Origin of the sequence: Pseudoalteromonas ruthenica, from assembly GCF_008808095.1 — a bacterium.
Lineage (GTDB): Bacteria > Pseudomonadota > Gammaproteobacteria > Enterobacterales > Alteromonadaceae > Pseudoalteromonas > Pseudoalteromonas ruthenica.
Genome location: NZ_CP023396.1, coordinates 2,969,499 through 2,986,849 on the forward strand (window position 1 = coordinate 2,969,499; position 17,351 = coordinate 2,986,849).

Consider the following 17,351-nt stretch of genomic DNA (forward strand, 5'->3'; position numbering starts at 1 on the left):
ACGGTGCGAAAAGGGCTGTACCGACGTGCTATTACAGCTATCCTAGCCGTCCCATTCTTGCTCATCATCAAATAAGCCACTTTGCACCGCAACAAGCTCAATCAGCTCAGCAAAGCCGAGGCTAAAGTCGGCCATCATATCGAACAAGACTTCGGCAAACTGTTGCTCGCTCTGCCCACTTTGTGCCGCTTGTGCGCAAAATGCTTGTTGCTCACTGAACAAACTCAGTACGGTCACCGCTTGTAGCAACATCTCGCGACTGTCATCATCCACCGCCTGCGCCGTTAGCAACGGCTCAATATAATAGCTAACACCAATCGCAAACCCTTGGCTCCACAGAAGTATAGGTGCATCATTGGCAAAGTTATGCTGCCAAGGCTGACGCAATTGCACAACCTTACGCAGGTTGAACCCCTCACTATAAACTTGATCGCTCACCTGTTGCTGCGCATTCATTAACGCAAATAATACGCTCTCATCGCTCTTCGCGGCTTGCTCGCCCAACACATCGACTAACCATTGCTCTGGCTCGATAGGCTGAGGGGCGCACACAAGGGCAAACAAGTAGCCTTGCAGCTGTACAAAGTCCATTGCGTGGTCATGTTCATCCAAGTATTTTTGCAGTTGTTGCTGCACATTGTCGGTCATTAGAAGTTGATCCTATAACGCCCATCACTGGTTTGGTTGCCAAGGAACTGTACAGCATCATGCACATCCTTAGGTAGACTCGCATCCGGCTTTACAAAACCACTTGCTGTAAGTTGACTACGCTCGTTAAGGCCCGCATCAACTTGCAGCCCAAGGCGATTCTCTTTATCAACTTTCACGCTAATACCGCCGTTTTTACAGGCTAACTGTCCTTCTAATTCACCAATACTGAACCAGCCATTACGCCCTTTCACGGTGATATCTGGTGAGCTAATTTCGCCAGCGAGAACTTGGCAGTGCGGCTGACCCAATTGATATTGGGCAATATCAACAAAAATCCGCCCCTGCGCTTGGGTGGGAATAGGCAGTTGTACTTGTGCCAATGCCTGCTCTATACGAATACGGGCATTAGCGTCAGTAACCGTTAAATCCTTCTCAATCAGCCCATAATTAATCACCCCACCCGCAGAGAGCTCTTCAGGGTTACGTTTATTCCCTAAGGTGACATCCACTTGCGCTTTACCTGTTAGTAATGCCCAGGCATTCACTTGCCACTGCGCTTTGCTCAGGTATTGACCTTGATAGCGCACACCATTTATTTGTCCTTGCCAGATGGTACCGCTTGCTGGCCCTAGCTGTAATCCTGGCGGCAATTGCTTAGCCGCCAAATTAAGCGCGATAGAGGCGGGAAATAAAGCCACAGCAAAGATGATAAAAGATAGTAAAAATAAGCTTCCCAGAGCGAATGCTTTCTTCACAGACATAGTTACTCCAATACAATGCGGCTAACGCGCACATGCCCAGGCTTTTGGTCTTGCGACAGTTCAATATTGGCGATGCTAACGCCGTGATTGTTCACCAACTCGTCAAGCCAAGCTAACAACTGGTTGAACGGCACACTATCAATGTTTACCCGTAAGCCATCACCGCTTGGCTGCATACGGCTGATCGCAATTTGATATCGGCCCCGGGTGCGGTTGACGATTTGCGTCACATTTTTGCCACCGGTGTTGGCAACGGCGCCTTTTGCTTTGAGCTTGACCACACTTTGCTGCACAAATTGCAGCAGCTCTTGTTGTTTTAACTGGTCTTGCTTGGCGTCTTCAATGGCATTATTCAACGGCCGATACACCACCATGACAAAGAAGAACACCACAAATACCGCACCAGCAATTAAGAGTAAGCGCTGCTCTTGCGGCTTTAAGGACTGCCAATAATTAGTGAGTGCGCTCATTGTGCTCCCCTTATTCTTAACTCGCCGATGACACTTTCACCATCGTTATTGAGTGAGCCTTGCTCAACATCTAAACCGCGCTGCTCGAGTTTGGCTTTTACCTGCCCAAAACTTTGGAAATCTTGTCCTCGAGCCCCTACGCGCAGTTCATTGCGACGTTGGTCAAAGCGTAATGTTTGCGGCACAAACTGTTTGCTTTGTTGCACCACATCGGCAAAATCTTGTAGTAATAATAAAAATTGGGCGCTCGGCCCTTGGCCACTTTCTTTCAAAGCACCGTTAATCTGGCTCCGTAATAAATGAGGACGCACTTTAGTGCCTGGGAAAGCACGTTCATAAGTGCTGATCACCTGAGCCTTGGTTGCTTCAGCTTGGCTGCTATAGTGATAAAGCTGCGCGCCTTTAACCCCAAGCATAAAGACCAAGGTCACCGCTGCCGCCACCATCGCCGGGCGCCAAGTTTTTAACCAGCCATAGCTTTGCTTTTTATAAGCAAATTCGCCTTGGCGAAGATCGATTGGCGACGAGGCGGTGGCGAACATCGCCAAAGGTAACTCAAACTTCTCTTCATGTACTTCGGTGGCTATCTGCTCACTGTGATAACCAGGCAACGGGCTATACAAGTCTAAGGTTTGTACGCCAACGGCACTTAAAAAGGCTTCGGCCCACTGTGGCTCTAGCTGTGCACCATGCCACGCTCCATAGCGCACCAAAAAGCTATGCTCATTGACAGCCATCGCTGTAGCTCGCTGTGGCTGAGGCTCCGGTAATAACAGAGCATCACTGTGAATATGCTCGACAAGCAATTGCGCATCGCTCAATACTGATAGCCAATTTTGCAACCATTGACGGTTCACCAAAGCAACCTGAATGAAGTGCTGCTCGCCATCACTGTGCGCCTGGCCGTGAGCGATAAACAAGCTGTCGACATCAACGGCAACCTGCTCCTCAATCATATAAGGAAGCGCTTGCTCTAGCTTGCGGCTCCACTTAGTCGGCAATTGCACGCGGTGACATTGCACCTGAGCGCTGGGTAACACTAAGGTGCACTCACGGTTATGTGCTTTCGTTGCTAACTGCTCTAATTCATTGGCATCATGTAGTTGACCACTGCCAATAATTTCATTTTCACTGCGGTTATAGACCAGCCAATGTATGGGCTGATCGGGGCGCTCGCCCACGTGGATCAGTAAGGACTCTCTCACTGCACGCCTCCAAATTTTCGCGCCAAAATAGTTACGTTGTTTTTATCTGCTTGTAGTAATGACGTCATAGTAAACTCGAAATCAACGAAGGTAGCGGTGGTTTGTAATTGAAAGTACTCACTTTTCAACACAAAACGCTCATCATCTGCCTTCACATCCTGTCCGCCTTGCTTTTTTACTTCTGTGGTGAACTCATTGAGCTCATCGAATCCTTCGTCGGGACGAGCGGCAATCACCGCCTGCGCACCTGACTCACTGAGACCATTGACCATTGCTGCCAACAACAGCGCCTGATCTTCAGTAATGGTATTGACGTTAATAGAAAACAGCTCGTCATCAGGAATAACACACACATAGGGCGCTATTTTCTGCATGACTAAGGGGTTAAAGCCCTTCACTAAACGCAGCTCTGAAATATCGGCGAAGAAGTTATTGGCGGTTAAGTAAGGCACATCACGTGACAAATACTCATCTTCTTCCGCGCCTGAACGCATGGTAATACTGTCTTCATCAAGCCAATCAAAGACACTGTCAGCCATGGCCTCTTCCGACTCTTGCGCAGGCAACTCCTCAACTTCTTTGAGCAAGGCTAGCAGCGCCTTGTGCGCAGGATTTGATTTAACAAAGCCGCCTTCAGCAGCACTGGGCTCAGCGCGCAAGGCATTTAAGTTTAAGCACGTTTGTAAGTCCCTTATCGCACCACTAATGGTGCCGTTTTCCACCGGATAAGGGGTGTCAGCGGCGAGTGCCCAAGGTTGTTGTAAATGCATTTTATCGGGCTCTTTTTCAATACTTTCCCGCAACACTTTTTGTGCCAGCGCTTCCGCTGCATAGGCATACCATTTCGCCTGGCGGAAATCGTCTAAATTCGTAGACTTTTGCACTTGCACCATTAAATTGATGCTCATTTGCGCCGCTATAGTCGTCGCCAAGGCGACAATAAACAACACGATAACCAGCGCTGCACCACGAGCTGACTGTTTACTTTTCGCCACTTTTTGCCTCCTTGCCTTGCCCTGCAAGTAAAAACAAACGTTTAATTGGCTCCCGGTCTTTTAGCGTCAGCTCAATAGATACCGCTTTGGGTAATCCCTCTTGTTGCCACTGTGGCTGCCATGGCTGCTCTCCTTTACTGTCATAAAATTCAAAAGTGAGCTCTTGCACCCCCTCCAACAGCACTTGCACACGTGGCTCTGTACTATCTAACTGATCGACATAGAGTCGATATAGCCGCTCTAGCCGCTCCTCTTGTACCCGATATGCCACAGCTTGCAATTCACTGCGCGGTAATAGGTAGCCGGGGTTTGTCCAGCCGCTGCGTACAAAGCCGATACCATCAAACTCGCTATCGAATAAATAGCGTTCGTGCATCAGGAACTGCTCTTGCGTATCACCCGCCTCGTTGCGCACTTTGCGTTTAGTGATCTGGCTAAAGTCTTGCTCTAACATACGAAATACGTTTTGTAGCCGTGAGAGCTCATCCAAGGTTTGCTCTGACGCTTCCTTGGTGCGTGTGGTTACATCCAAAATCTGATGGGTTGCGCCGATAATAAACACCATCACAGCCAACGCGACCAACACCTCGACTAAGGTAAAACCGCCTTCGCTCGCATTGTGACAGCCATTAGCGCCGGCCATTGCTTTTGGCCTCTTTATCGATATAGGTGGACAGGGTGTAAGCAAACTGCTCGTATTGCTCATCGGTGTACACCTCGATATCCACTTTTACAAAGCTACTGTCCGCCGTGCGCGTGACTTTTTGCTGCCAATACCAGGTTTGTCCAGCCAACTCGACTTTGCCTTTATGGTTATTTTTAGCAGCCCACTTGTCACCTTGAGCACGAATTTCAACTAACTGGTTTTCTGCCACCCAAGACGCATAGGTTTGCTCTTCGATGGTACTTAAGTGATTAATATGCTCGCCGCTGATTTGCATCGCCGCGATGCCAGCCATGGCGCATATACTTAAGGCCACCATAACTTCCAACAACGTAAAGCCCTGATACCGCCAACCTCTGCCTCGATTCATGGCCACTGCTCTCTATCAAGTGCCACGGGAGCCATAAACTCACCGGTTATGGTGTATGGCATAAGCTCTTCTTCACGGCTATCCACGGCCAACGCCAGCTCAAACGGGCTGACCTCTCCAGAGGAAAGGATCATCACTTGCGGGATTTTCATTTTTTCCAGCTCAAGGAAGTCCTCTTCATCGACCCCTAAAAGCTGCTGCCAGTCGACGGCATTGAGCAGGCTATCTTGCGCCCATGGCAAATCTTCTTGATTCAGGGTCAACTCAAAAGGCGGTTCGAATTGCTTGCCTTTCAGTACCCCTTCGGCATCTTCCAATGGCCGCCATTCCTGCTCAGCATAGGTTAAAAACTCATAGCCATTATCAGCAATATACAACCCTAATTGACGCTGATTTAAAATGGCGTACTCAGAGGCATAATTAATACTGGTCTGCAGCGCGAGGGCGTGTTGCTCGAGCTCATCCTCATGTGAGTCATCGATGCTGTATACCACGAGGTTAGCGGTAAAAGCGATGATCGCTAAAACCACTAAAATCTCGATTAAACTAAAGCCACGATGACGAGCAACTGCCATACAAATTAACGCTCTTCTTCGTCCCAGTTACCGATGTCGTCTTCAGTACCTGCTTCACCGTCCGGACCCATTGAAAATACGTCAATCTTACCGACTTCTCCTGGGTAAATAAGCTGATACGGATTACCCCATGGATCTTCTGGTAAGTTCTCTATGAAACCACCATCAGGAAAACGTTTTGGCACCGGTTCAATACTTGTTTTGGTCACCAAAGCTTCAAGACCTTGCTCCGTGGTTGGGTAGGTTTTATTTTTTAATTTATACAGGCTCAATGCATCTTCAAGCTGTTGAATATCTAGCTTTGCTTTGTCTAATGCGGCCTCTTCCTGTTGCCCCATAATGTTGGGTGCCACAATTGACATGATCATGCCAATAATGACCAGAACTACCATCACTTCTAATAATGAAAAACCAGATTGCTTTCTCACTGTCATTACCTCTAATTGCTTAAATCCATCTGCGCCTTAGCTTATAAGCCAATGGCCTTGTTCATCGCCATAATCGGTTGCAATATGGCCATTACGATAAATAACACGATAATAGCCATGGTTGCTATCATCGCGGGTTCCAAAAGTTTAAGTGACACATTGACCATGGTCTCAAACTCACGATCTTGGTTATCGGCGGCGCGCTCTAACATTTGCTCTAACTCGCCTGACTTCTCACCACTGGCTATCATATGTAGCATCATGGGCGGGAAAAGCTTAGTTTGCTCAAGCGCCGCTCGAAGGCTAGCCCCTTCACTAACTCGAGTAGCCGCCTCGGCAACGGCCGCTTTAATCTTCTCGTTAGCAAGCACATGACCTGAAATTTTCATCCCCTCAAGCAGCGGCACAGCACTGGAAGAAAGAATGCTTAGGGTACGAGCAAAACGCGCAGTATTTAAACCCCGACTCACTTTGCCGATACCGGGTAAGGTCAGCAGCTTGCTGTCATACCAAAAGCGAATATTGGGCTTTTTCAGCGCTTGCTTAATACCGACTGTGAGCAACACAAATACTGCGATGCACACAAACCAATAGTTTTGCACGAAGTGGCTGGCAGCCATCACCCACTCGGTGGTCCAAGGTAATACTTGCTTTGACTTTTCAAAGGTTTTCAATATCTTGGGCACCACAGTTCCAAGAAGAATAGAAACAATGGCCACGGCAAAAATCACCAAAATGATAGGGTATACCATGGCCTGGGTAATCTGTGAGCGCATGTGTTGGCGTTGCTCGGTGTAATCAGCTAAGCGGTTTAAAACCTGGTCTAGATGCCCTGATTTTTCGCCTGCTGAGACCATCGCCCGATACAGATTATCAAACACGTGAGGAAACTCCGCGAGGCCATCGGCTAGGGTGTACCCCTCAACCACTTTCGAGCGTACCGCCATCAACATTTTCTTCAAGCGCGGCTTCTCGCATTGCTCGGCCACGGCCATGACCGCAGCTTCAACTGGCAAAGCGGATTGAATAAGGGTGGCAAGCTGACGGGTAATAAGGGCAAGATCTGACGTCGATATTTTCGCTTTAAATACGTTGCCTAATAAGCCTTTATTGGCAGCATTGGCCTTTTCTTGAGAAGCAGCTAATTCCACGGCAACAGGCATCAGTCCTTTGTCACGCAATTGCTGACGTATTTGCTTTGCCGTATCGGCCTCTAAAAGGCCTTTTTTTTCTTTGCCTCGCCCATCTAACGCGCGATATTCAAATGCTGCCACTATTGCTCCTCACGGGTAACCCGTAACACTTCTTCCAAAGTCGTTTTCCCAGCAAGAACTCTAGAGCAGCCATCTTGGCGAATACTTGGGCTGTGCTGACGCACATATTTCTCAACCATTTGCTCACCATGGCCGTTATGAATCAGCTCACGAATATGGTCGTCCACCACTAATAACTCATGAATACCGGTACGCCCTTTATAACCGTTATAGTTACATTCTTCACAGCCTTGGGCGCGATAGATAGTGGGTGGGTTTTCAGCGGGCACACCCAATAGCTGGCATTCACTTTCATCAGCTTCATGGGCCTGCTTGCAATTATTACACAAGGTGCGCACTAAACGTTGAGACAAGACTCCTAACAGCGACGAGGACAGTAAGAAAGGTTCTACCCCCATATCTTCCATACGGGTGATCGCCCCGGCTGCGGTGTTGGTGTGCAAAGTTGACAGTACTAAGTGACCGGTCAGTGACGCCTGAACACCAATTTGCGCGGTTTCTAAATCACGAATTTCACCTACCATCACCACATCTGGATCTTGACGCAAAATAGCTCGCAGACCACGCGCAAACGTCATATCCACTTTCGGATTGACCTGAGTTTGGCCGATACCGGGGATCTCGTACTCAACAGGGTCTTCAACGGTGAGGATATTGCGATCTCGGCTATTAATAGCCGTCATTCCCGCATACAGGGTGGTACTTTTACCCGAACCTGTTGGGCCGGTTACGAGAATAATGCCATGGGGTTTACGAATGAGCTCCGCAAACAGTTCTTGGTTGCGTCGCGTCATTCCCAGGTCTTGTAAATCAAGGCGGGCATTGTTTTTATCAAGTAGACGCAGCACCACCCGCTCACCAAAGCTTGATGGCATCGTTGACACCCGCACGTCAACCGCGCGCCCAGCAATGCGTAGGCTGATACGACCATCTTGAGGAACACGCTTTTCAGCAATATCCAGTTTAGCCATAACTTTAATACGCGATACGAGCAGCGAAGCTAGCTTGCGATTAGGCTTGAGCACCTCTTTGAGCACGCCATCGACGCGAAAACGAATCACAAGCTCTTGCTCGAAGGTTTCGATATGGATATCCGATGCACCCTCTTTGATAGCCTCGCCCAACATGGCGTTAATCAGCTTGATAATCGGCGCATCATCGTCAGCAGCGAGCAAGTCTTCGGTTTGCGGCAGCTCCTCGGCGAGAGAGAATAAATCGGCCTCATTGCCGATATCTTCCATTAGCTGCTGGGTTTCCGAACTATCGCGTTGATAGGCCGCCTCAAGGACGAGTTCGAATTTGTCTTCCGGCAACCGTTCTACGCTAAACCCTCGGCCTGCGAAGCGGCGCACCTCCAACATAACCTGAGGCTCTAAATCATGGCTATGGTAAAGCAGTAACGTCTCATCATGCTCTACCAATAGCACTTGAAAGCGGCGTGCAAAGGCAAATGGCAGTCGCAGTGGCGCTGTGGCAACGGTTTCTGATACCTCCATCAGCGCTTCGTCAGTGACGGGCACCTCGGCGCTGCTTTGGGCGGCGATTTGCTCAGTCATTGTCTCGCTCAGCCTTATTTTGCTCTTTCAGATACTCTTCATAGGTAGGTGGCAATACAAGCGCGTCATTCCACTCAGGGAGTAATGGCACTTGCTCGGTTGGCATCAAGTCGATACCGTCATCGCTTTGTTTGAGCTGCTCACCACGGATAAATTTATATTTACTGTGGCTCAAACGGTTCATGCTCTCAATATCGCGTAAAATTGTGGGGCGAATAAAGACGATAAGATTGCGTTTACGCTTTGACGTACTGGTGGATTTAAATAAGTGGCCGAGCACAGGAATATCACCAAGTAACGGTACTTTAGAGACACTTTCTTGGACATCTTCATCGATAAGACCGCCGAGCACAACCATACCACCATCGTCGGCTAGCACTGTGGTGGTAATGGCACGTTTGTTAATGGAAATATCCACCGCCGTTGAACCCGCGACATTCGATACTTCTTGTTCAATGGTTAGCTGCACTGCCGAGCCATCGTTTATTTGCGGTGTTACTTTAAGCTTCACACCCACTTCCTGACGATCAACAGTCTGGAATGGATTTTCATTGTTACTGCCGGTCGACGAGCCGGTAATAATGGGTACTTCTTGACCGACAATCATCGACGCTTCTTCATTATCCATCGTAGTAATCGAAGGGGTCGCCAAAATATTCGAATTCGTGTCATTAGAAACGGCTTGGACTATCGCGCCCCAGTCATTCTTAACGATACCCATAGCTAAGCCATTGATTCCACCTAGTAAACTAGCGAGAGGACCAAGGTCGCCTTCTTCGGTACGGCTAATCGGAGTTACCACACCACTTTCTGAGCCAACAACATTGTCGGTAATGGTTTTATCACGAGCTTGCTCTGCTGCCACTGCCAGTGAGCCAACGGGCACCGTGGTGCCGTTGTTAAACTGCAACATGCCACCTTGTTCGGAGATCCACTGCAAACCAAAGTTAACACCATCGCCTTCAGAAACCTCAACAATAATGGCTTCTACCAAGACTTGCGCACGGCGAATATCTAATCGCTCAATCACTTTTTCAAGTGAACGCATCATGTCGGGCTGGGCTGTAATCACCAATGAGTTCGACGCTTCGTGCGCTTCAATGCTGATGTCATCACTGCCGCGACGTGTGGCGCGCGCAGCATTACCATTGCCTTGCTGCTCTTCTTTTAAAGACTTACTAACCCCCTGTAATACCTTAACCAGCTCATCTGATTTAGCGTAATTAAGGTAGAATACTTTGGTATTTCCGGTTGTCTCTAGCTCGTTATCTAAGCGCTTGACTAATTCAATGGCGCGCGTGCGGGCCTGCCCTTCACCACTGACAATCACACTGTTGGTACGCTCATCTGCAACGACCCGAGGGATCAAAAAGTCGGGGACGCTGCCTTTGCCATTGTCTTTAAAAATATTATCGACAACAGACACCACATCAGAGGCCGTGGCGTGTTTCAGACGCACAATATCAACACGTTTATCACCGGCTTGGTCAACCAAGCGAATAATTTCCACTAGACGGTTTACCGACTCGGCATGACCGGTCAGCATCATGACGTTAGAAGGGTTAAAGTTGGTAACATGGCCGCCATCTTTTTGGTCACTAAACTGACGGATCAGTGGACCCAACTCTTGGACGGTTACATTTTTCACTCGCACAACCCGAGTTACCAGCATATCACCGCCCATGCCGTCATCTTCACCGATGACTGGCACATTAGACTTTTTCGCGTCTGAGCTTTTCTCTACTTTAATGATACCACTTGGCATTTCGACAGCAGCATAGCCGTGTACTTCGAGAACGTTGAGGAAGAATTGATAGTACAGCTGTTCATCCATGAGCTCGTAGCTACGCACATTAATTTTGCCACGTACATTGGGGTCAATGATCACCGTCTTGTTAAGGTTTTTACCAACGATATTGATAAACTCGTTGATATCTGTGCCCTTAAAGTTTGCCGCATATTCGACTGCGTATAGATTTAAACTTACCCCAGCGGCGAAAAGTAGCGCGCCATACTTGGCAAGCCCTTTTATTATTTTTGTGCGAAATTTCGCGCCCATTGTTCTTACTCCAAACGTGTGATTATTGCAGGCTAAATTGCACATCGAACAGTTGCCCGTTGCGGTTCACGGTAATAGATGCGTCGGTGCTATTGCGCAGCTCTTGCAATGCTGCCATGGCTTGTTTCATATCGGTTAGCTGATAACCATTTATAGCAATGGCGATGTCATTATTTTCAAGGCCCATTTGTTTAAATAGGGCCGGATCTTTTCCAGGGCTTAATTTATACCCTTGTAGACGACCTTGGTTACGTGCCGGAGTGATACGTAGATACTCCGATAACTTTCCAGGGTCGGCAAGAATTTGTTTGCGTGTTTGCTGTAGAGCTTGCTTGGCCTCGGCACTGGCTGTGGCATTGATGGTTTTCGCCTTACCGGCACTCGCTTTGGGAGCACTATCAGCTTGTGGCCGACTTGCTGGCACAGGCATAGATACGGTTTTAGTGAAGCTCAAGCCGTCAAGCATCAGTGTTTCAAAGCGCCCACCGACATCCAAAATAGCTCGGTCAGGAAGTACTTTTGCCAGTTTAGCGCGTGTTCCTTTGATGACATCATCAATACCGTAGGTCTCTTGGCGCCCTTGGGATTCAATAATGGCGAGCCCGGCGGTTTTGTCGTTGGTAGCTGCTACCACGCCGGTTAGGTTTATGCTTAGACGTGTTTCAGGGGCGTCGCTGATAACTTCCTGTTTAGGTTCAGCTTGCTCGACAGCGGCGGCATCACCGAACAAATTAACTGAACGAATGGCGGCAATATTTGCTCGCTCTGCACCTTTGTTTGCTTGGCTCACAGGTGGCATCACCGTGCTTGCTTGCGGTTGTGGCCATACCAGCCAAAGCAACCCAGCGGCTAGATAACCACAATACAACACCGCAACCAGCACGATAGTGGCCACGATTTTTTTCTGTGGGAGCTGCTTAAGCCATTGTTGTAGTTGGGCTGAATCCAAAACTCTATACTATTATTATTGTAGTCGTTAACGTCACATAGTACATCTATCACTGAGTGACAACAAGCACACCATGTAGCATTAATGTAAAAACATGTAGCCTAGTATAACCTCCGCGCAAGACAGCAATATGACAGCGTTCTGTGCTTTTTTTGGTCGTTGTGTTGTGCTAAATTTCGCCCTTAACTTAAAGAAAATAGTACCGAGGTAAAGTGAGCAAGTCAGCAGCGAACGAACACAGCGAATCTGTGCGCTTAGACAAATGGTTATGGGCCGTGCGCCTCTACAAAACTCGCGCCATAGCACGAGAAATGGTGCAAGGGGGCAAGGTCCACTATAACGGTCAACGTTGCAAGCCTAGTCGTCAGGTCGAAGTGGGAGCGAGTATTCGCCTTGCTCAAGGCTTCGATGAAAAACATATTAAAGTGCTTAAACTACTTGAAAAGCGTGTGGGTGCCCCCATTGCTCTGACCTGCTACGAAGAAACCGAGCAAAGTAAGTTAAAACGCGAAGAAAATGCCATTGCGCGTAAAAACAATGCCTTCTTTGCGCCACACCCTAATCAGAAACCGGACAAAAAGCAGCGCCGTGAACTGATTAAGATGAAAGCCAAATAGAGAAACTCATGCAAAACGATTTATTACACCGTTATATTTTTGAGCAACACGATGTTCGTGGTGAGCTCGTTCAAGTAAGCGATGCTTTCGCGCAAGTGATCAAAGACCGCGACTACCCTGACGCCGTAAAAAAGCTCTTGGGCGAGCTATTCGTAACCACTTCGTTGTTGACTGCGACACTCAAGTTTCAAGGCCATATTAATGTGCAAATCCAAGGTGATGGACCAGTAAAGTTTGCAGCCATCAACGGCGATCATGAGCAAAACCTACGCGGTGTCGCTCGCATGCAAGGTGAAGTAAAAGGAGATGGGTTACTGGCGCTGATGGGTAAAGGTCATATGATTATTACTATCACCCCAGTCAAAGGCGAACGCTATCAAGGGATTGTGCCGCTAGAGCATGACAGCTTAGCTAAATGCGTGGAACAATATTTTGCCCAATCTGAGCAACTAAAAACACGGATGTGGTTCGCCACGGATATAAGCCCTGGTCAAGAACGTGCAGCAGGCCTTTTCCTGCAAGTGCTTCCCGTCAACCAAGACAAAGCGACTGCTGATTTTAGTCATTTAGAGACGCTCAGCGATACAGTAACCGAAGACGAGTTATTAAATTTAGATGCACACACCGTATTGACTCGCTTGTACCATGAAGACAACCCTAAACTGTTCGAGCCACAGCCAGTGCAGTTTAAATGTACCTGTAGTCGCGAGAAAACCATTGATGCACTCGTTAATGTCGGCAAAGATGAATTACTTGCCGACGTACAGGCGAATGGCGAAATTGTTATTAACTGCCATTATTGCCTCAGTGAATACCGCTTTAACGAAGAGCAAATTAAAGCAATCTTCAATTAATTAAGCATTCATTCATATAAAAAGCTCGAGTACGAAAAACTCGAGCTTTTTTGTTTAAAATAATGACACCGGTATCATGAAATTTTGCTTTTTTATGACACCGGTATCACTGAAATTATTCATGTTTTTTCATATAAAACCGCCATTTTTAGGGCTTTCACCGCTCGTATACAAGCAAACCTTCTGTTACTATAAAATCCATAAAGCACTCTCACACAGCTTTAGATTAACCCGTTCAACCTCTCACAATTTTAGGTAAAAAAATGACTTCAAGCGCTACTCGTTTTGTTGATCTTACAACCGCAGAACTGATCGAGCAGGCAGTTCGTCGCGGCGAAGGTACTCTAGCCGCTAACGGTGCATTTGTTGCTAAAACAGGCCGTCGCACTGGTCGCTCTCCTCAAGATCGCTTTATCGTAAAAGAAGCAAGCACTGAAAATGATATTCAGTGGGGCAATGTTAACCGCCCATTCGATGCCGATAAATTTAATGCGTTGTGGGAACGTGTGGAAAACCACGTTGCTGAAAACGATCACTTTGTCTCTCACTTAGAAGTAGGCGCCGATCCAGAGCATTATTTACCTATTGTTGTTACTACAGAAACTGCATGGCACCACGTGTTCGCGAAAAATATGTTCATTGAGCCAAAGCAGTTCAATGCTGCGAATTTACCGCAATGGCAGATTTTGAATGTACCTTCATTCGTATGCGACCCAGAGCGCGATGGCACTAATAGTGATGGCACTGTGATCATTAACTTTGCCGAGCGAAAAGTGTTACTTGCTGGTATGCACTATGCTGGTGAAATGAAGAAGTCGATGTTCTCAGTACAGAACTTCTTACTGCCAGGGAAAGGTGTTTTACCTATGCACTGCTCTGCAAACGTGGGTGAGAATGGCGATACTGCCTTGTTCTTTGGCCTTTCAGGCACGGGTAAAACCACCCTGTCTGCCGACCCTAGTCGTTTCTTGATTGGCGATGATGAGCACGGTTGGGCTCCTGGTAGCGTCTTCAATATTGAAGGCGGTTGTTACGCCAAATGTATCGACTTATCGCAAAAGAACGAACCGGTTATTTGGGATGCTATTCGCTTTGGTACTATTTTAGAGAACGTGGTACTAGACGACACCCGTAAGCCTGATTACAGCGATGCTAGCTTGACGCAAAATACCCGTGCCGCCTACCCACTAGAGCACATTGCCAAGCGCAAAGAAGAAAATCGCGCCGGCGAACCAAAAGCCGTGGTGTTTTTAACTTGTGATGTGAGCGGTGTATTACCACCAGTATCAGTATTAAGTGAAGAAGCTGCAGCATACCACTTCTTAAGTGGCTACACCGCTAAAGTAGGCTCAACAGAAATTGGCTCAACGTCTGATATTGAATCTACTTTCTCAACCTGTTTCGGCGCGCCATTCTTCCCTCGCCCAGCGGGTGTTTATGCGGAACTATTAATGAAGCGCGTGCGTGAGTTCGGCGCTAAAGTATACTTGGTTAACACTGGTTGGACAGGCGGTCCTTACGGTATTGGTAAGCGTTTTGATATCCCAACCACGCGTGCTGTAGTTGATGCGATTGTGTCAGGCAACTTAGCCGATGTAGAGACCCAACATATCGATGTATTAAACCTAGACGTGCCGGTGGCGGTACCTGGTGTCGACACTGAGGTACTGAACCCTATCAACACCTGGGCTGATAAAGACAAATACAACGAATACGCGAAGAAACTCGCAGACGATTTTAATCAGAACTTCGCTAAATACGATGTTTCTGATGCGATTAAACAAGCCGGCCCGCAAAGCTAAGGGCTGCTGTTTATACTTAGCCATTGCGCTGAGAATTCAATCCCACGCCAGCATTACGCTGGCGTTTTTATTGGTAAGTATATAGTTGCACACAAGCCGCCCTGTTCACGGTTCTTGAGCTCAACCTTGCCATTGTGCATAGTAACGATGCGCTTAATAATCGCCAGCCCTAAACCGCTGCCTTCACTGCCTCGTGCCTGATCACCTTGGGTAAAAGGCGCGAACACCTTCTCCAGCTCAGATTCAGGGATGCCAGGCCCTTTGTCTAACACACTGACACAGACGTATTTCTTGCGCGCACAAAAGTGAGTATTTACCTCTATGCTGTCATCAGAATAGCGCAAGGCATTCTCTATCATATTGGTGAGTACACGCTTGATTGCCACACAACTTATCGGCACATTGGGAAGGCTGGGGTTCAAAGTGAGTGTGATATCTCGGCCATGCTGTTGCTCAGCATGGACCACCTCTTCAACCAAAGCGTTGAGATCTTCAGGTTGGTTATCCCCTTTGTCATGGTGGCGTAGATATTCAATGAACTGATCAATGATTGCGTTCATATCTTCTATATCGTGAATAATGCCTTCGCGCAGATAGTCCTCATCATCAGACATCATTTCAGTGGCTAGGCGAATACGGGTCAACGGCGTTCGCAAGTCATGTGATACCCCAGCCATTAACAAGCGCCGATCTTGCTCTAGCGCAGCAATGCTACGCGACATCTGATTGAAGGCTCGCGTTACCTCAACCATTTCAGTCGAGCCTTGCTCATCAACAACGGTGCTAAAGTCGCCTTTACTCACCTTCATCGCCGCTTCTTGGAGTGCTTTGAGTGGGCGGTTTAAGTGCCGCGCAAATAACCACCCTCCCAACACACTGAGAAAGCCTATACTGGTTAGGTAAAAGGTTAAAAACTCAATATTGGCTTCGGTGAAGCCAGATAGTGGCACCCGCACCCAGTATCCTGGAGCCTGAGGCGGTTCTATCCAATACACCAATGGATTAGTTTGGCTAATACGCACACGGGCCGAGCCATTAAGCTGTTCCGACATAATGTTGGAGAGCATTGAATATTCACGAGCTTGCCCTAGCCCGTTAATGTAAGCCTCGCGCTGGGTGAGTAACTCGATTCCTGTTTCTTCTAAGAAGCGTTTCGACACTTCATCACTGACTTCGACGCCATCATCGACACCAATGAATACCGTTTTCACCTGCTTTGCGAGCATGATATTCACTTGCTCGATGGTCGGCTTGACCACATAGAAGCTCACCGCAACATAGGACACCACTTGGTTTATAAGTAGCAAAGCACCAACTAAAAATACCGTTTGCCCAAATGCGCTTTTGGGAAATAAGCTCATTTACTTGTTGCCGTCGGGCACAAATACATAGCCCAGTCCCCATACTGTTTGAATATAACGAGGGTTCGCGGCATCGGCTTCAATCATCCGTCTTAGACGTGATACTTGCACATCGATACTGCGCTCCAAAGCGCTATAATCACGGCCCCTAGCCAAGTTCATAAGCTTATCGCGGCTCAGTGGTTCACGTGGGTGTGAAACGAGGGCTTTCAGCACCGCGAACTCACCACTGGTCAGTGAAATAACCTCATCCCCTTGAGTCATTTCTCGCGTTGCCAGATTTAGCGCAAAATCACCGAACTTAACTAAGTTTTCTTCTGATGAAGGCGCACCCGGCACTTCTTTAGCGCGACGACGCAAAATGGCCTTCACTCGAGCCAATAGTTCGCGTGGGTTAAACGGTTTAGGAATGTAATCGTCAGCACCTAACTCGAGGCCAATAATGCGGTCAACCTCGTCACCCTTAGCGGTCAACATCACGATAGGGATTTCATTTTCTTTTTGTCGCAAACGACGACAAATTGAAAGGCCATCTTCGCCGGGCAACATTAAGTCTAAAACCATCAAATGAAAGTTTTCTCGTTCTAATAGCTTATCCATTTGTTCGGCATTGGCGGCGCTGCGTACGATAAATCCTTGCTCAACTAGATAGCGCTCCAAAAGGCTGCGTAAGCGCATGTCATCATCGACAACGAGGATTTTTGTTGTTTCCTGTCCCATTATTTTTCTTTTCGTTGTTTTTCCTCCATTAACTATATTC

Annotated in this window: 18 protein-coding genes; 3 read left to right on the top strand and 15 right to left on the bottom strand. The window is 47.8% G+C overall.

Going from position 1 to position 17,351, the window contains the following annotated elements:
* Positions 1–42 precede the first annotated feature (42 nt).
* The 13 genes from PRUTH_RS13970 to gspC are packed head-to-tail and all read right to left on the bottom strand — an operon-like array spanning position 43 to position 11,957.
* Positions 43–648 (bottom strand): UPF0149 family protein, encoded by a 606-nt coding sequence (locus PRUTH_RS13970; RefSeq protein ID WP_151173535.1) that lies wholly within the window; start codon positions 646–648, stop codon positions 43–45.
* Positions 648–1,412, bottom strand: a complete 765-nt coding sequence (locus PRUTH_RS13975; RefSeq protein WP_151173536.1) for a type II secretion system protein N — start codon at positions 1,410–1,412, stop codon at positions 648–650. Before PRUTH_RS13975 ends, PRUTH_RS13970 begins: the two co-directional genes overlap by 1 nt.
* 2 nt (positions 1,413–1,414) lie before the next feature.
* The gene (locus tag PRUTH_RS13980) at positions 1,415–1,882 is read right to left on the bottom strand and encodes a type II secretion system protein M (protein WP_045979103.1); all 468 of its coding nucleotides are present in this window, start codon (positions 1,880–1,882) and stop codon (positions 1,415–1,417) included.
* Positions 1,879–3,087, bottom strand: a complete 1,209-nt coding sequence (gene gspL, locus PRUTH_RS13985) for a type II secretion system protein GspL (RefSeq protein WP_045979102.1) — start codon at positions 3,085–3,087, stop codon at positions 1,879–1,881. The genes PRUTH_RS13980 and gspL overlap by 4 nt, the downstream gene beginning before the upstream one ends.
* Positions 3,084–4,082 (bottom strand): type II secretion system minor pseudopilin GspK, encoded by a 999-nt coding sequence (gspK, locus tag PRUTH_RS13990; RefSeq protein ID WP_022943741.1) that lies wholly within the window; start codon positions 4,080–4,082, stop codon positions 3,084–3,086. Before gspK ends, gspL begins: the two co-directional genes overlap by 4 nt.
* On the bottom strand, positions 4,069–4,725 hold the full coding sequence (gene gspJ, locus PRUTH_RS13995; RefSeq protein ID WP_138508107.1) for a type II secretion system minor pseudopilin GspJ: 657 nt from the start codon (positions 4,723–4,725) through the stop codon (positions 4,069–4,071). Before gspJ ends, gspK begins: the two co-directional genes overlap by 14 nt.
* On the bottom strand, positions 4,712–5,116 hold the full coding sequence (gene gspI, locus PRUTH_RS14000) for a type II secretion system minor pseudopilin GspI (protein ID WP_022943739.1): 405 nt from the start codon (positions 5,114–5,116) through the stop codon (positions 4,712–4,714). Before gspI ends, gspJ begins: the two co-directional genes overlap by 14 nt.
* Positions 5,113–5,691 (bottom strand): type II secretion system minor pseudopilin GspH, encoded by a 579-nt coding sequence (gspH, locus tag PRUTH_RS14005; protein ID WP_151173537.1) that lies wholly within the window; start codon positions 5,689–5,691, stop codon positions 5,113–5,115. The genes gspI and gspH overlap by 4 nt, the downstream gene beginning before the upstream one ends.
* 5 nt (positions 5,692–5,696) lie before the next feature.
* Entirely contained in the window at positions 5,697–6,119 is a 423-nt protein-coding gene (gene gspG / locus PRUTH_RS14010; RefSeq protein WP_026110940.1) for a type II secretion system major pseudopilin GspG, read from the bottom strand.
* 41 nt (positions 6,120–6,160) lie between these two features.
* Entirely contained in the window at positions 6,161–7,393 is a 1,233-nt protein-coding gene (gene gspF, locus PRUTH_RS14015) for a type II secretion system inner membrane protein GspF (protein WP_151173538.1), read from the bottom strand.
* Positions 7,393–8,889, bottom strand: a complete 1,497-nt coding sequence (gene gspE / locus PRUTH_RS14020; RefSeq protein WP_231658024.1) for a type II secretion system ATPase GspE — start codon at positions 8,887–8,889, stop codon at positions 7,393–7,395. Before gspE ends, gspF begins: the two co-directional genes overlap by 1 nt.
* A 52-nt stretch (positions 8,890–8,941) precedes the next feature.
* Positions 8,942–11,008 carry a type II secretion system secretin GspD gene (gene gspD / locus PRUTH_RS14025; RefSeq protein WP_151173539.1) on the bottom strand — a complete coding sequence of 689 codons (2,067 nt, stop codon included), beginning with the start codon at positions 11,006–11,008 and terminating at the stop codon, positions 8,942–8,944.
* A 22-nt stretch (positions 11,009–11,030) separates the two neighbouring features.
* A complete protein-coding gene (gene gspC, locus PRUTH_RS14030) occupies positions 11,031–11,957 on the bottom strand; it encodes a type II secretion system protein GspC (RefSeq protein WP_151173540.1) in 927 nt (308 codons plus the stop codon).
* A 212-nt stretch (positions 11,958–12,169) separates the two neighbouring features.
* On the opposite strand from gspC, the gene hslR reads away from it, so the two are divergent.
* The 3 genes from hslR to PRUTH_RS14045 all read left to right on the top strand — a co-directional run bounded on the left by hslR (position 12,170) and on the right by PRUTH_RS14045 (position 15,230).
* Positions 12,170–12,574, top strand: coding sequence for a ribosome-associated heat shock protein Hsp15 (gene hslR / locus PRUTH_RS14035; RefSeq protein WP_022943732.1), 405 nt, complete (start codon positions 12,170–12,172; stop codon positions 12,572–12,574).
* An 8-nt stretch (positions 12,575–12,582) separates the two neighbouring features.
* Positions 12,583–13,428 carry an Hsp33 family molecular chaperone HslO gene (gene hslO, locus PRUTH_RS14040; RefSeq protein WP_045979096.1) on the top strand — a complete coding sequence of 282 codons (846 nt, stop codon included), beginning with the start codon at positions 12,583–12,585 and terminating at the stop codon, positions 13,426–13,428.
* Between the two features lie 263 nt (positions 13,429–13,691).
* Positions 13,692–15,230, top strand: coding sequence for a phosphoenolpyruvate carboxykinase (locus tag PRUTH_RS14045; RefSeq protein WP_151173541.1), 1,539 nt, complete (start codon positions 13,692–13,694; stop codon positions 15,228–15,230).
* A gap of 53 nt (positions 15,231–15,283) precedes the next feature.
* On the opposite strand, the gene envZ is transcribed toward PRUTH_RS14045, so the two are convergent.
* Complete coding sequence (gene envZ, locus PRUTH_RS14050; RefSeq protein WP_022943729.1) at positions 15,284–16,591, bottom strand: two-component system sensor histidine kinase EnvZ; 1,308 nt, start codon at positions 16,589–16,591, stop codon at positions 15,284–15,286.
* Positions 16,592–17,311 carry an osmolarity response regulator transcription factor OmpR gene (gene ompR / locus PRUTH_RS14055; protein WP_022943728.1) on the bottom strand — a complete coding sequence of 240 codons (720 nt, stop codon included), beginning with the start codon at positions 17,309–17,311 and terminating at the stop codon, positions 16,592–16,594. It lies immediately after the preceding gene.
* Positions 17,312–17,351: the final 40 nt, after the last annotated feature.